The 13,945-nt window shown below is 66.6% G+C and carries 10 protein-coding genes and 1 pseudogene; 7 read left to right on the top strand and 4 right to left on the bottom strand.

The window, feature by feature from the left end:
* Window positions 1-128 precede the first annotated feature (128 nt).
* On the top strand, window positions 129-1,595 hold the full coding sequence (locus tag SRAH_RS01365; RefSeq protein WP_029461564.1) for a S41 family peptidase: 1,467 nt from the start codon (window positions 129-131) through the stop codon (window positions 1,593-1,595).
* 44 nt (window positions 1,596-1,639) lie between these two features.
* Entirely contained in the window at window positions 1,640-2,407 is a 768-nt protein-coding gene (locus SRAH_RS01360) for a HesA/MoeB/ThiF family protein (protein WP_029461563.1), read from the top strand.
* On the opposite strand, the gene SRAH_RS01355 is transcribed toward SRAH_RS01360, so the two are convergent.
* The 4 genes and pseudogenes from SRAH_RS01355 to SRAH_RS01340 all read right to left on the bottom strand — a co-directional run bounded on the left by SRAH_RS01355 (window position 2,391) and on the right by SRAH_RS01340 (window position 5,602).
* Window positions 2,391-2,816 carry a BLUF domain-containing protein gene (locus SRAH_RS01355; RefSeq protein ID WP_029461562.1) on the bottom strand — a complete coding sequence of 142 codons (426 nt, stop codon included), beginning with the start codon at window positions 2,814-2,816 and terminating at the stop codon, window positions 2,391-2,393. The genes SRAH_RS01360 and SRAH_RS01355 overlap by 17 nt on opposite strands.
* Window positions 2,817-3,542 carry a GTP cyclohydrolase I gene (gene folE / locus SRAH_RS01350; protein WP_029461561.1) on the bottom strand — a complete coding sequence of 242 codons (726 nt, stop codon included), beginning with the start codon at window positions 3,540-3,542 and terminating at the stop codon, window positions 2,817-2,819.
* Window positions 3,543-3,651: 109 nt separating this feature from the next.
* Window positions 3,652-4,874 (bottom strand): annotated as a pseudogene (gene clsB, locus SRAH_RS13225) (cardiolipin synthase ClsB).
* Window positions 4,871-5,602, bottom strand: a complete 732-nt coding sequence (locus SRAH_RS01340; RefSeq protein WP_029461560.1) for an endonuclease/exonuclease/phosphatase family protein — start codon at window positions 5,600-5,602, stop codon at window positions 4,871-4,873. Before SRAH_RS01340 ends, clsB begins: the two are co-directional and overlap by 4 nt.
* A gap of 195 nt (window positions 5,603-5,797) precedes the next feature.
* Between SRAH_RS01340 and SRAH_RS01335 the strand changes: the two genes are divergently transcribed.
* From SRAH_RS01335 to SRAH_RS01315, 5 genes are all read left to right on the top strand, one after another.
* Window positions 5,798-6,649, top strand: a complete 852-nt coding sequence (locus tag SRAH_RS01335; RefSeq protein ID WP_029461559.1) for a flagellin N-terminal helical domain-containing protein — start codon at window positions 5,798-5,800, stop codon at window positions 6,647-6,649.
* A gap of 196 nt (window positions 6,650-6,845) precedes the next feature.
* Window positions 6,846-8,297 carry a flagellar filament capping protein FliD gene (fliD, locus tag SRAH_RS01330; protein ID WP_149028899.1) on the top strand — a complete coding sequence of 484 codons (1,452 nt, stop codon included), beginning with the start codon at window positions 6,846-6,848 and terminating at the stop codon, window positions 8,295-8,297.
* 185 nt (window positions 8,298-8,482) lie between these two features.
* Entirely contained in the window at window positions 8,483-9,334 is an 852-nt protein-coding gene (locus tag SRAH_RS01325; RefSeq protein ID WP_029461557.1) for a flagellin N-terminal helical domain-containing protein, read from the top strand.
* 76 nt (window positions 9,335-9,410) lie between these two features.
* Entirely contained in the window at window positions 9,411-13,109 is a 3,699-nt protein-coding gene (locus tag SRAH_RS01320) for a glycosyltransferase (RefSeq protein ID WP_029461556.1), read from the top strand.
* Window positions 13,106-13,885, top strand: coding sequence for a class I SAM-dependent methyltransferase (locus tag SRAH_RS01315; RefSeq protein WP_029461555.1), 780 nt, complete (start codon window positions 13,106-13,108; stop codon window positions 13,883-13,885). Before SRAH_RS01320 ends, SRAH_RS01315 begins: the two co-directional genes overlap by 4 nt.
* The last annotated feature ends 60 nt before the right edge of the window (window positions 13,886-13,945 follow it).

Below are 13,945 nucleotides of genomic sequence, written 5' to 3'. Positions count from 1 at the left end.
CGGCTTGGGCGCACCAAAGCCTGACCCCCTGCTTGCGGACACGGTTTTTCTCGGAACGCCGCGCCCCCAAGGCCCTCCAAGCGCTATAGTGTGATGCAAATGGCCCGCTGCGGGCCGAGGTTGAGGCAATGGGATACAAATTGAAAGTTGCGGGCTGGGTCGCCATCGGGGCCTTGGCGGGCGCGCTGACCACCATGCAATTGCAAGCGGTCGCGCGCGGTGCCGTCACGCCGCTGCCACTGGAGCAGTTGCAGCAGTTGGCCGCCGTCTATGGCATCATCAAAAGCGATTACGTCGAGCCGGTTGACAGCGCCGAGCTGCTCAACGACGCCATGTCGGGCATGGTGGCGGGGCTCGATCCGCACTCGCAGTTCCTCGATCCGCGCCATTTCCGCGAATTCCGCGAAGGCACGGCGGGCCGCTTCGTCGGCGTCGGGATCGAAATCTCGATGGAAGACGGGCTGGTCAAAGTGGTCTCGCCCATTGAGGGCTCGCCCGCCTTTCGCGCCGGCCTGATGGCCAACGACCTCATCAGCCAGATTGACGACACCCCGGTGCGCGGCATGACCATCGGTGAGGCGGTGCGGCGCATGCGCGGCGCGCCCGACACGCAGGTGCGCCTGATGATCATGCGGCGCAGCGAAAACCGCAGCTTCAGCGTGACCATCACGCGCCAAGAAATTCGCACCCAAAGCGTGCGCAGCCGCATGGTCGAGCCCGGTTTTGCTTGGGTGCGGGTGTCGCAGTTCCAAGAGCGCACGATCGAGGACTTTGCGCGCCAGGTGCAGGCGCTGTATCAGCAAGACCCGCAGCTCAAGGGTTTTGTGCTCGATTTGCGCAACGACCCGGGCGGCCTGCTCGACGCAGCCGTGGCCATGTCGGCGGCTTTTCTGCCCGAAAATGCGGTGGTGGTCACCACCAACGGCCAGTTGCCCGAAAGCCGCGCCACCTTCCGCGCCGCGCCGCGCTACTATTTGCGCAGCGGCCCTGACCACATCCAGCGCCTGACCGAAGCCACCCAAGGCCGGCTGCGCACCGTGCCGCTGGTGGTGCTGGTCAACGAAGGCTCGGCCTCGGCGAGCGAGATCGTCGCCGGCGCGCTGCAAGACCACCGCCGCGCCACCATCATGGGCAGCCAGACCTTTGGCAAGGGTTCGGTGCAAACGGTGCGCCCGCTCGGCCCCGAAACCGCTGTGAAGCTCACCACCGCGCACTACTTCAGCCCCAGCGGGCGCTCGATTCAAGACCGTGGCGTCGTGCCCGATGTGTGGCTAGACGAAACCGCCGCCGGTGATGTGCTCGCCGCCCTGCGCCCGCGCCAGGCCGACATCAGCGCCGGCCGCAGCGACGCCCCGGCGCGCGAACTGAGCGAAGAAGAACGCGCCCGCGAACGCCAGCGCGAGCAAGAACGCGAAGCGGCGCGCCAGCGCTTGGAAGAGCAGCAGCGCCTCAACCCGGGTCAGCGCCTGCTGCCCGAGTTCGGCTCGGCCGACGATTTCCAACTGCGCCAGGCGCTGAACCACTTGCAAAACCTGCCGGTGCAAGTGAGCCAGACCGGGCGCGAGCGCCCCGCCCCTGAGCGCACCCGCAACTGACACGGCCGAGGCACCCCAGCGCCGCCGTGTCTGCCCTGCCCGATCTGAGCGACGCGCAACTGCTGCGCTACTCGCGCCACATCCTGCTGGAAGAACTCGGCATCGCCGGGCAGCAGCGGCTGCTGGCGGCGCACGCGGTGGTGGTGGGGGCCGGGGGCTTGGGCTCGCCGGTGGCGCTGTATCTGGCGGCAGCCGGCGTGGGGCGCATCACTTTGATCGACCACGACACGGTCGATGCCACCAACTTGCAGCGCCAGATCGCGCACACGCTGGCGCGCGTGGGCCAACCCAAGGTGCATTCGGCGCAAACCGCCATGCTGGCCATCAACCCCGAGCCGCGCATCGAAGCGCTGGCGCAGCGCGCCGACGACGCCTTGCTCGACCGCTTGCTGCCCCGTGCCGACGTGCTGCTCGATTGCAGCGACAACTTTGCCACCCGCCACACCCTCAACCGCGCCAGCGTGCGGCACCGGGTGCCGCTGGTCTCGGGGGCGGCGATTCGCTTCGACGGCCAATTGGCGGTGTTCGACCCGCGCCAGCCCAGCTCACCCTGCTACGCATGCGTGTTCCCCGAAGCCCAAGCCCCCGAAGAAACGCGCTGCGCCACGCTCGGCGTGCTGGCACCGCTGGTGGGGCTGGTGGGCTCGCTGCAGGCGGCCGAGGCGCTCAAGCTGCTGGCCGGTATCGGCTCGGGCATGGTCGGGCGCCTGCTGCTATTCGACGCCCTGCGCACCGATTTTCAGCCGTTGCGGCTGGCGCGTGACCCGGCTTGCCTCGTGTGCGGGGCGTCGCCGATCAGGCCCGGCCTATGATGCAGGCGGTGGCCATGAGCTCTTCGAGCAGCGCCAGCGACACCCGGCCCGACATGCCGTACGGGTTGAACTCGGGTTTTTCGCAGTATTTGAGCACCACCGAGGTGTTGAGCCGGCTCAGGTTCACCTGCCCCATGGTCCAGCCCCCAAAGCGGCGCTCGGTGATTTCTTCGTAGTGCAGCAGCTCCACATCGGTGTGGCGCGCATCGGAGACGATCTGGCGGTAGAGGCGGTTCACCGCCACCCGCCCACCCTCGATGGCCTGCACGTAAATGCCACCGCCGTAGCACAGAATGCCGGTGATGCCGTTTTGCAGGTTGTGCAGCCGTGCGCTGGCCATAATGGACTCGATCGAGGCCTCGAGGTCGCGCTCACTGGCGCGGCTGACGTAGAGCAGGCGCACCAGCATTTACTTGCCCCTTGAAATGAGTGACAAAAACTCGCGCCGCAAGTTGCTGTCTTTAAGGAAAACGCCGCGCATGACCGAGTTGATCATGCGGCTGTCCATGTCTTTGACGCCGCGCCACGCCATGCAGTAGTGGCTGGCTTCCATCACCAGCGCCAGGCCGTCGGGCTGGGTTTTTTCTTGGATCAGGTCAGCCAGTTGCACCACCGCCTCCTCTTGGATTTGCGGCCGCCCCATCACCCATTCGGCCAAGCGGGCGTATTTGGACAGGCCAATCACGTTGGTGTGCTCGTTGGGCAGCACCCCGATCCAGATTTGGCCGATCACCGGGCACAGGTGGTGGCTGCAGGCGCTGCGCACCGTGATGGGGCCCACGATCATCAGCTCGTTGAGGTGCTCGGCATTGGGAAACTCGGTAATGCTCGGGGCTTTCACGTAGCGGCCCGCAAACACCTCTTTGAGGTACATTTTGGCCACGCGCCGCGCCGTTTGGTCGGTGTTGTGGTCGTGCACGGTGTCGATCACCAGGCTGTCGAGCACGCCCTGCATTTTGCCGGTCACTTCGTCGAGCAGGGCTTCGAGCTCGCCGGGTTGCACGAAGTCGGCGATGTTGTCGTTGGCATGAAAGCGCTTGCGGGCCGCCTGCAGGCGCTGGCGTATGACCACCGACATGGGCACGCCTTCATGGGCGGCGCGGTCGGCCTCGAGGTGGGGGGCTGGCATCAACATGTGCGGCATCCTATCACCATCGGCGCTGCGCCCGCGCCGCGCAGGCTGTGGGCGGCCCCACGTGGGCTGGGGCTATGTGCGGCCCTGTGCCAGGCACCCAAGGGCAATCTCAGTAGCGGTAGCCGCCCAAGTAGAGCATGGCACGCATGATGCCAAAGGCCAGCCGATCCAGCAAGCGCTGGCGCCACGGCCGGCTGGCCAACCGGTCGGCATCGACGCGTTCGCCGGCGCTGCCCAGCAGCTCGTGCAGGCGATTGCGCAGCAGGCGCGCAAAGGTGGGGTCGGTGGTCACCACATTGGCCTCGCGCGTGAGCAACAGGCTCACTGGGTCGAGGTTGCACGAGCCCACCGTGGCCCAGCGCCCATCGACCACCGCCACCTTGGCGTGCAGCGAGCTGGGGGCGTATTCGTAAATGTGCACCCCAGCGGCCAGCAATTGGTGATACACCGGGCGCGCGGCGTGGTATTGCAAAAAACGCTCGTACTTGCCGTGCAACAGCAGCCGCACCTGCACCCCACGCTGCGCCGCCCGCGCAAGCGCCGCCCAGGAATGAAGTAGGCGTTGGCCAGCACGATTTCGGTGCGTGCCTGGTCGATTGCGCCCAGGTAGGCGCGCTCGATCTCGTGCCGATGGCGCAGGTTGTCGCGCAACAAAAACGCGGCGGTGGCAGCCGCCACCGACTGCTCCAGCTGGGGCCGGCCCGGGTGCACCGCATGCTCCCACCACGGCCACGGCTCGGGGCTGGGCAGACCAGCGCGCAGCGCTTCCCAAGCGGCGCGAAATTCGCGCTGGCGCGCCGACCGCAGCGCCAGCATGCGCCACCAGAGCTGCTCCATGGCTTCGAGCATGTCGAGCACCAGCGGCCCACTCACTTGCAGCGCGTAATCCAGCCGCGGGGCAGCCAGGCGCCCGAGCACCACGTCGTCGCGGTCGTCGATCAGGTTGATGCCGCCGCAAAAGCCCAGCAGCCCATCGACCACGCACAGCTTGCGGTGCAAGCGGCGCCAGTTGCGCGGCAGCAGCAGCCCCACCCGGCCCAGCGGCCGGTAAAAGCGCCACTGCACCCCGGCGGCAGCAAAGCGCGCGCGCCACTCGGGCGGCACATCAGGAACCCCAAAGGCATCCAGCACCAGCCGCACCTGCACCCCGCGCTGGGCGGCGCGCTCGAGCGCCTCGGCCACCTGCAGCGCGTCGTGAGCAAACTCGAAAATATAGGTTTCCACATGCACCAGGTGCTGCGCGCGGTCGATGGCCTGCACCATGGCCGCAAACAGCGCCGTCCCGCCTTCGAGCAGGCGCAGGCGGTGGCCGGGTTGCAGCGCCCGTTTCATGTCCACCCCAGATGCGCGATCAGCGGCAGGTGGTCCGACATGCGCCGCCACGCAAGGCCATGCGGCACGTGCGCGTGCAGCAGGTGCAGGCCGCGCACATACACGCGGTCCAGGTGCAGCAGCGGCAGGCGCGAGGGGAAGGTGGGCAGCCGCAGGTCTTCAAACGTGCGCAGGCCGAACTCGGCCATGGGCCGGTGCAACTGCACCCCCCAGTCGTTGAAGTCGCCCGCCACCACCAGCGGCTCGGTCTCGGGCACATGGACCTGCAAAAAACGCCCCAGCGCCTGCACCTGGCGCGCACGGCTGGCGTGGATGAGGCTCAGGTGCAGCACCACCACGTGCACCGTGCGCTGCTGCACCTGCACCGTGGCGTGCAGCAGACCGCGGCGCTCGAAACGGTGGTCGGTCACGTCGTGGTGGCGGTGTTCGAGCACCGGCCAGCGGCTGAGCAAGGCGTTGCCGTGCTCGCCGTGGCGCGTCACCACGTTGCTGCGGTACACGGCTTCGTAGCCCTCGGGGGCCAGAAAATTGGCCTGCCCACCCGTGGGCCAATGAGAAAATAAGCGCTGCATCTTGCGATTCACGCCGCGCACCTCTTGCAGGCAAACAATGTCGGCGTCGAACTGCTCCACCGCATGCCCAAGGTTGTGGATTTCAAGCCGGCGCGCCGGCCCCAAGCCCTGCACGCCCTTGTGAATGTTGTAAGTGGCCACACGCAAGCTATCCATGGCCCGATCATGCCAGCCTCGCCGGGCATTTATCCGAAATTCGCTCCAAGCCGGGCTAAAGTTTTGCTGGGCACAACCGAAAACCTACATAACGGACTTGCACAAGGGTTCGTCGTCAAACCAGCATGGGGTTGGTTTTGACCCCCGGCCCAAGCCGGCGCTGTTTGCACCTGTTTGCTTCAAAGGAGCTTCATCATGGTCATGTCGATCAACACCAACGTCAACTCGCTCACCGCGCAGCGCAACGCGGCAGCCACGCAGAACTCGCTGGCCGTCTCGCTGCAGCGCCTCTCTTCGGGCCTGCGCGTCAACAGCGCCAAAGACGACGCCGCCGGCTTGGCGATTGCCGAGCGCATGAACACCCAAGTGCGCGGCATGAACGTGGCCATCCGCAACGCCAACGACGGCATCTCGCTGGCCCAGACTGCCGAAGGCGGCTTGGCCACCATTGGCGACATGCTGCAGCGCATGCGCGAGCTCTCGGTGCAGTCGATCAACTCGACCAACACCTCGGGCGACATCGCGGCACTGAACCAAGAATTCACCCAGTTGCGCGATGAAGTCAACCGCACTGTGAGCGCAGTGCAGTTTAACGGCACCTCGCTCTTTACCACCACCAACGACTTCAGCTTCCAAGTCGGGGCCAACAGCGGCCAGATCATCACCATTGCCGGCTCGGCCATGAACATCAACGCCGCCGCTGGCGGCATGTCGGGCGTGACACAGGCTGCGGGCGGTGCCTCCGGCCTCAACACCACCGCCAACTCCGCCAACGCCGCCGTGCTGGCGGCGCTCGACACCGCCATCGCCACCGTCAACGACACCCGCGCCACCTTGGGTGCGGTGCAGAGCCGGTTCGAGAACACCATCAACTTCCTGCGCACCTCGGTCGAGAACCAAGCCGCCGCCCGCGGACGCATCATGGACGCCGACTTTGCCTCTGAAACCGCCAACCTGAGCCGCAGCCAGATCCTACAACAGGCCGGCACGGCCATGATCGCGCAAGCCAACCAGTTGCCCCAAGGCGTGCTGGCCTTGCTGCGCTGACCGTTGCCCTTCGGCAGCGCAGGGCCGACCTCGAGGCCAACCCCGGCAACGGCTAGGGTTGGCCTTTGTGGTTTTTGGTCTGTGGCCGCTTGGCCGGCTTTTTTGGCTTTCAAAAAACCGCCGTTGCTGCTAGAGTAGCGCAAGTCCATTGGCAGCGCGCAGGCTGCGCAAACGCCCTTACCCGCAGGAGTGCACCATGGCCATTTCATCACCCGGCATCGGCAGCCAACTCGACGTCAACGCCATCGTGCGCCAGTTGGTGGACATTGAGCGGCGCCCGATTCAGCAGCTCGAATCCCAAGCCGGCAGCCTGCGCACCCAGCTCTCGGCCTTTGCGCGCGTGCGCTCCGACCTCTCCGGCCTGCAAGACGCGGCCGCGCGCCTGCTCGACCCCAGCCTGTGGGGCAGCCGCAACTTCAGCTCCAGCAACAGCGCCGCACTCACCGGCAGCGCCGGCAGCTCGGCCTTGGCCAGCAGCTTTTCGGTGCAAATCGCCCGGCTGGCGCAGTCGCAGGGGGCGGCTTCGGCCGGCCGCGCGGTCGATGCCCCCATCGGGGCCGCGGGCACGCTGGAATTTCGCGTCGGCACCTGGAGCGGCAACAGCTTTTCCGGCGGCACACCCGTGGCGGTGGCGGTGCAGGCCGGTGACACGCTCAGCACGCTGGCGGCGCGCATCAACGGGAGCAACGCCGGTGTGTCGGCGCTGGTGCTGCGCAGCGGCGGGCAAGAGCAGCTCATGTTGCGCGGCAGCAACACCGGCGCGGCGGCGGGCTTTGAGGTGCGCGCCCTCGATGGCGGCGGTGCCCCCATCACCGATTCCAGCAGCGCCTTGGGTAGCCTAAACCACTTCCACAACGGCACCGCCATAGTCGGCATGGGGCGCACCCAAGAGGCGCTGGATGCGCAGTTCACCGTCGATGGCGTGGCCCTGAGCTCACCCACCAACACCGTGAGCAATGTGGTGCCGGGCCTGACGCTCAACCTGCAGCAAAGCACCACCGCCACCCTGCCCGGCAGCCCGGCCACGGCGGTGCAGGTGTCGGTGCAGCAAAACAACACCGTGGTGCGCGATGCCATCGAAGCCTTCCGGGTCGCCTACAACCGCATCAACACCACCTTGTCGGAGCTCACCCGCGCCGACCCCACCGGCAACGCCGACGGCCCGCTGCAGGGTGACGGCACCGCCCGCCGGCTGCAAACGGCGCTGCGCCAGTTGCTCATGAGCGACGGCCCGAGCGGCTCGCCCTTGGGCCGCCTGAGCGATATGGGCCTGCAAGTGCAGCGCGACGGTTCGCTGGGCGTCAACACCACCCGGCTCGATGCCGCCATGGCCAACCAAGAGGGCATGCGCCGCTTGCTCGCCCACACCGGCAGCAACGGGGCCGATGTGGGTATTGCGCGGCGCCTGCGCGACTTCGCCTTGGCCGCCAACGGCACCGAGGGCGCGGTGAACAGCCGCAACGGCGCCATCCAAGCCGCCATCGAGCGCAAAAACGACCGCATCGAGCGGCTCGAAGACCGGCTGGTGCGCACCCAAGCCAGCCTGTTGGCCCAATACAGTCGGCTCGACGCCAATATGAGTGCCCTCAACGGCCTCGACAGCTTCGTGACGCAGCAACTGGCGCAGTGGAACCGCAGCAACAACTAGACCCGCCTCCTTTAAGCCTGTCAAGGCCACTAATGCCCCCGCAAAGCCCCGTTTATCGGGGCTTTGTCGTTGCAGCACCCATCTCACAATCTCCCCAACACCCGGTTCATCAGGTCAAACTTGGCGACCACAACGCAAACCGAGTGATTTGATCTGAACCCCCGATCCTTCAAGGAGATTGCACCATGGCCCTGACCATCAACACCAACGTGATGTCGCTCAACGCGCAGCGCAACACGGCCCAAACCCAGGGCCAGATGGCCGTTACCTTGCAGCGCCTCTCCTCGGGCTTGCGCGTCAACAGCGCCAAAGACGACGCCGCTGGGCTGGCCATCGCCGAGCGCATGAACACCCAAGTGCGCGGCATGAACGTGGCCATCCGCAACGCCAACGATGGCATCTCGCTGGCGCAGGTGGCCGAAGGCGGCTTGGCCACCATGAGCGACATGCTGCAGCGCATGCGCGAACTGGCGGTGCAGTCGATCAACTCCACCAACACCTCGGGCGACATCGTGGCCCTGAACCAAGAGTACACCCAGCTCAGCCAAGAAGTGGCGCGCACACTCAGCTCGGTGCAGTTCAATGGCCAATCCTTGTTTACCACCAACGCCGACTTCACCTTCCAAGTGGGTGCCAACAGCGGTCAGACCATCACCATTGCCAGCGCACAAATCAACCTGCAATCGGGCGCTGGCCTGTCGGGCGTCATTGCTGGTGGGGCCGTGGTGAGCGCCCTCGTTCCCAGCGCCAATCTGGAAAACGCGGCCAACCTGACGGCCTTGGATGCGGCCTTGGCCACCATCAACTCCACCCGCGCCAACCTTGGTGCGGTGCAGAGCCGGTTCGAGAACGCAATCAACTACCTGCGCACCGCAGTTGAAAACCAAGCCGCTGCGCGTGGGCGCATCATGGATGCCGACTTTGCTGCCGAAACCGCCAGCCTGAGCCGCAGCCAGATCCTGCAACAGGCTGGCACCGCCATGATCGCCCAAGCCAACCAGATTCCCCAAGGCGTGCTGCGCTTGCTGCAGGGCTAAACCCCTGCTGGCGAACCATCGCCGCGCTTACCACGGCGGGGCAGCAGCCTGCACCCGCCGCATAATCGCCTGCGCCATGCAACACCTCCTGCCCCAACTCCAAGCCCTGCGCACCGGCACCGGCGTTTATCGGCACACGACGCAGCCCTACTACATCGTGGCCCCGGCCTATGCCGAGCGCTCGGCTGGCGTGCGGCTGCTGCACCAGTTGTGCAGCCTGCTAAACCGGCTCGGCTTCGAGGCCTACGTGCAATCGCCCCAGACCAGTGGCGAACTCTGGACGCCGCAACTCACGCCGGGCATTCAATTGGCGCACTGGAAGGCCGGCAAGGTGCCGGTGGTGGTGTACCCAGAAGTGGCCGCCCGGCACGCGCTGGAACTGGGCCTGGCGGTGCGCTACCTGCTCTACTACCCCGGCGTGCACGGTGGCCCCAAGGCATTCGATCCCGACACGCTGGTGTTCAAACTCGCTGCCGATGTGCTCTACCCCGGCGGAGACAATTTGGAATTGCCGACCATTGACACCGCGTTGTTCCAGCCGCCCCCGGCAGGCACACCGCGCGACCGGGTGTTGTATTACTACAACCGCTACTCGGGCCTGCTGCGCGATTTCGGACCCGATGCGGTGGAGATCTCGCCCAAAAAACCCAAATCCTTGAGCGAAACCGCCGCCCTGTACCAGCGCGCGCGGGTTTTGTACGCTTACGAATACTCCACCGCCGCCCAAGAGGCGCGCCTGTGCGGCTGCCCGGTGGTCTATCTGCCCAACGAGGAACGCCTGCCCACACTCGACCGCCTGATCGGCTTTTGGGGCTTGGCCGGCCTGGCTTGGGGCGACGAGCCCGACCAGGTGCTGCAAGCCCAACGCAGCGTGGGCGACTTTCCCGAGCAATACGCGCAGAGCATGGCCCATTGGCGCGAAGACTTGATCGCTTTCATCGAAAAAACCCAGCAAGCCGCCACCGCCCTACCCTTCGAGCAAGCCTGGCCGCAGACCACCTTGGACAAATTGCCCGGGGTTTGCAACACCGCCGCCGAAAAGGCCGCCCGCGCCGACCGCCTGCTCTGGCAGCGCCTGCACACGCAATACGACCTGTGGCGCCAGCGCAGCACCCTGCGCGAGATCGATGCCGACATCTACGCCGGGCACTTGGTCGCAGGCCGGGTTGAGCCGCTCACCGTGCTGATCGACCAACGCGGTGCCCCGCTCGATGCGCTGGCCGACACGCTCGACAGCCTAGCCCAGTGCCTGGGGCAGCCGGTGCAGGTGCAGATTGTGTCCGACTCCAGCGCGCCCGAGGGCTTTGCAGAAGCGTCCGGCATCGTCTGGCACCAAGTGGCCGCAGGGCAGCCGTTGCAGGCGCTGCCTGCGCTGGCCCTGCCCACGGCCTGGGTGCTGCTGCTGACCAGCGGCACCACGCTGGCCCCACGCGCGCTCATGGAGTGGGGGCTGGCCGTGGCCGAGTTCCCGCAGGCGCGCCTGATCTACGCCGACGAAGACCTGCACCAGGGCGACTCCAAAGAGCGCTACCCGCACTTCAAGCCCGATGCCAACGTCGAGCTGCTGCGCTGCATGAACTACCTTGGCCCAGCCGTGGCCATGCAGGGCGCGCTCTGGCAGCAAATCGGCCAGCCGCTGCCGGGGGCCGAACTTTACGCCGCCGCGCTTGCGCTGCTGGCCCGGCATGGCCGGCCCGTGCTCGGGCACATCGACACCGTGCTGGTGCACGGCGGGCGCGGCATGGCCAGCGCCGCCGAGGCGCAAGAGTTCGACTTGGCGCAGCAGGTGCTGCAGCAGCAAGGCTTGGCCGAGCGCTTGCAGCCGCTGCCGCGCTGGGGCACCTGGCTGGTGCCACACCGCTTGCAGGGGCCGGCCCAGGTTTCGTTGGTGGTGCCCACGGGCCTGCAAACCGGTTATCTGCGCAGCCTCTTGCTGGCCGCCGAAAAGCTGAACGACTTGCCATTGGCCGAAGCCATCCTAGTCTGCCAGCCACAGCACGCCGAAGAAGTGCGCCTAGCCAGCGCCGACACTTTGAGCGCACCCGTGCACATCGTGCTGCTGCCCGAGGGCGAGTACAACCATGCCGCCGCGCTCAATGCCGGCATTGCGCGCGCCAGCGGCGAATTCGTGCTGGTCTGCGACGACGACACCGAGCCGCTGCACGCCGGCTGGCTGGAGCGCCTGGTGGCGATCGCCCAGCAAAGCGATGTGGGCTTGGTGGCCCCGCGCCTGCTCTCGTCCAAAGAGGCCGAACCCAAGGTGGTGGGCGGCCCGCTGCTGCTCGGGGTGCAGGGGCTGGCGGCGAGCTACTGCGGCGAAGAAGGCTGGCTCGACGAAGCCGGGGCTTATTCGCGCCTGCAACTCACGCAAGACACCAGCGCCGTGAGCGGCCACTGCTTTGTGCTGCGCAAAGCGCACTGGGAGCGCGTGGGCGGTTTGCGCGAGCAGCGCTACCCGCTGTTCTTGGGCGTGCTCGACCTGTGCCTGCGCCTGGGTGCGCTGGGCCTGCGCCACGTCTGGACGCCGCTGAGCAGCCTGGTACACCACGGCGGCAAAACGCTGCAGGTGCGCCGCAGCGAAATCCACGATCAGATACGCTTGGCCGATCAAGAACTGGAGGAGCGCCGCCAGATCATCGACGACTGGGCCGCCGAACTGGCCCAAGACCGCTGCTACAACCGCCAGCTCTCACTGCTGCGCCCTTTCGACATCGAAGCCGACATCGTGATCGACTGGAACCCGCGCCGGCACGACCGAGCGCGTGCGCTGGCGCTGCCGCTGCACAGCGGGGCCGGGCAGTACCGGGTGATTGAGCCGCTGCACGCCTTGCAGGATGTCGGACTGGTGCAAAGCTGCGTGGTGATGCCCATGGCGGGCGGGGCGCAGCGGGTGCTGCAGCCGCTGGAGTTGCGCCGCGCCCAGCCCGATGTGCTGGTGCTGCAACACGCCGTCGATGACGGGCAGCTTGGCCAGGTGCGGCACTACAAACGCGCCGCGCCCGCCACCCTGATCGTGCAAATGGTGGACGACCTGCTGGGCGAAGTGCCCGACAAGCACCCCAACCGCGAATTCCAGAGCCGCGAGGGGCACCGGCGCATGGTGCAGGCGCTGCGCGCCAGCGACCGCTTGATCGTCACCACCGACACCCTGCTGCAGCACTACCGCCAGTACGTGCCCGATGTGCGCTTGGTGCCCAACAGCCTGGACAGGCCTTGGTTTGCGCTCGACGTCAAGCGCGCGCCGGGGGAGCGCCTGCGCATTGGCTGGATCGGGGCCGGCCAGCACCAGGGCGACCTCGAACTCATTGCCCCGATCGTGGCCGAGTTCGCCGCCGAAGTCGATTGGGTGTTTATGGGCATGAGCATCGACGCCATCAAGCCGCACCTGAAGGAATTTCACTCCTTCGTCTCGATTGCCGACTACCCGGCCAAGATGGCCACCCTGAACCTCGACATCGCCATTGCGCCGCTGCAAGACAACCTGTTCAACCGCTGCAAAAGCAATCTGCGCCTGCTCGAATACGGCGCCATGGGCTGGCCGGTGGTGTGCTCTGATGTGTTCCCCTACCGCACCGACGATGCGCCGGTGCTGCGCTGCAACACCCCCGAAGCATGGCGCGCCGCGCTGCGCCGCCTGATTGACGATGCCGCCCTGCGCGCCCAACTCGGGCATCAGTTGCAGCAATGGGTGCAAGAGAAATACGCCCTGCAAGGGCTTACCCAGCGCTGGTTCGAGGCCATTTTTGCCCCCTCCCAACCCACGAGCCCGCCATGAAAGTCTGCCACTGCGACCGCCAGTATTTCTACCAGATTCTGGGCGTGGCCTTCAAGGCCCTCAAAGTGCGCCCGCGCGTGGCCGAACTCGGGGTGCTGCGCGGCGAAAACGCAGCCCGGCTGCAGCAGGCCCTGGAGCCGCAGACCCTATTGCTGGTCGACCCCTGGAGCAGCGCCGCCACGGCGCTGGCCACCCACCCCTTTGAGGACACCCTGCCGTGGATCGACCCGCCGCAGGCTTACCACAGCTACTACGGCGGCGACCTGGGCGAGCAAGCCACTTTCGACCGCCTGTACGAGGAATGCCGCCAGCGCTTCGCCGGGCACAGCAACGTCGAGATATTGCGCCAAAGCGCCGACGCCGCCCTGCGCACCCTGAAAAACCGCCACGAGCCGGCGCTGGACCTGATCTACATCGACGCCAACCACCAGTACGAGTGGATTTTGCGCGACCTGCTGCTGTGGAGCGAACTGTGCGCCCCCGACGGCATTCTGATGCTCAACGACTGCTGCCACAGCGCCGCCGGCATCCGGCAGAACCTGGGCGTGCTCGAAGCCGTGGGCTCCTTCGTCAAGCGCAGCGACTTCATCCCCGTGCTGCTGACCCACACCGACTGGTCAGACCTGATCCTGTGCCGCAAGGCCGGCGTGATGGAGCTGCTGCTCGATCAAGTGATCTCCAACATCGACCTGCGCTACGTCGAGGTGCCGCACCAGTTGCTGCCCGCAGCGCGTGTGGTTCAATGCGTCAATGGCTACAACATCAGCTTCAAGTGATGCCTCCGCGCACCCGCCGTGGGCGCGCCCAACGCCGTGGGACGCGGCAGTGCTGGGGCA

Source organism: Serpentinimonas barnesii, assembly GCF_000696225.1.
Classification (GTDB): Bacteria; Pseudomonadota; Gammaproteobacteria; order Burkholderiales; family Burkholderiaceae_C; genus Serpentinimonas; species Serpentinimonas barnesii.
The sequence above is the reverse complement of the archived record's forward strand: the minus strand, read 5'-3'. Positions and strand labels throughout refer to the sequence as shown.

Bases quoted from the DNA above. Each gene is read 5' to 3' on its own strand.
- SRAH_RS01365 (WP_029461564.1), top strand. From the start codon at position 129: ATGGGATACAAATTGAAAGTTGCGGGCTGGGTCGCCATCGGGGCCTTG.
- SRAH_RS01335 (WP_029461559.1), top strand. From the start codon at position 5,798: ATGGTCATGTCGATCAACACCAACGTCAACTCGCTCACCGCGCAGCGC.
- fliD (WP_149028899.1), top strand. From the start codon at position 6,846: ATGGCCATTTCATCACCCGGCATCGGCAGCCAACTCGACGTCAACGCC.
- SRAH_RS01325 (WP_029461557.1), top strand. From the start codon at position 8,483: ATGGCCCTGACCATCAACACCAACGTGATGTCGCTCAACGCGCAGCGC.
- folE (WP_029461561.1), bottom strand. From the start codon at position 3,542: ATGTTGATGCCAGCCCCCCACCTCGAGGCCGACCGCGCCGCCCATGAA.
- SRAH_RS01355 (WP_029461562.1), bottom strand. From the start codon at position 2,816: ATGCTGGTGCGCCTGCTCTACGTCAGCCGCGCCAGTGAGCGCGACCTC.
- SRAH_RS01340 (WP_029461560.1), bottom strand. From the start codon at position 5,602: ATGGATAGCTTGCGTGTGGCCACTTACAACATTCACAAGGGCGTGCAG.
- SRAH_RS01315 (WP_029461555.1), top strand. From the start codon at position 13,106: ATGAAAGTCTGCCACTGCGACCGCCAGTATTTCTACCAGATTCTGGGC.
- SRAH_RS01320 (WP_029461556.1), top strand. From the start codon at position 9,411: ATGCAACACCTCCTGCCCCAACTCCAAGCCCTGCGCACCGGCACCGGC.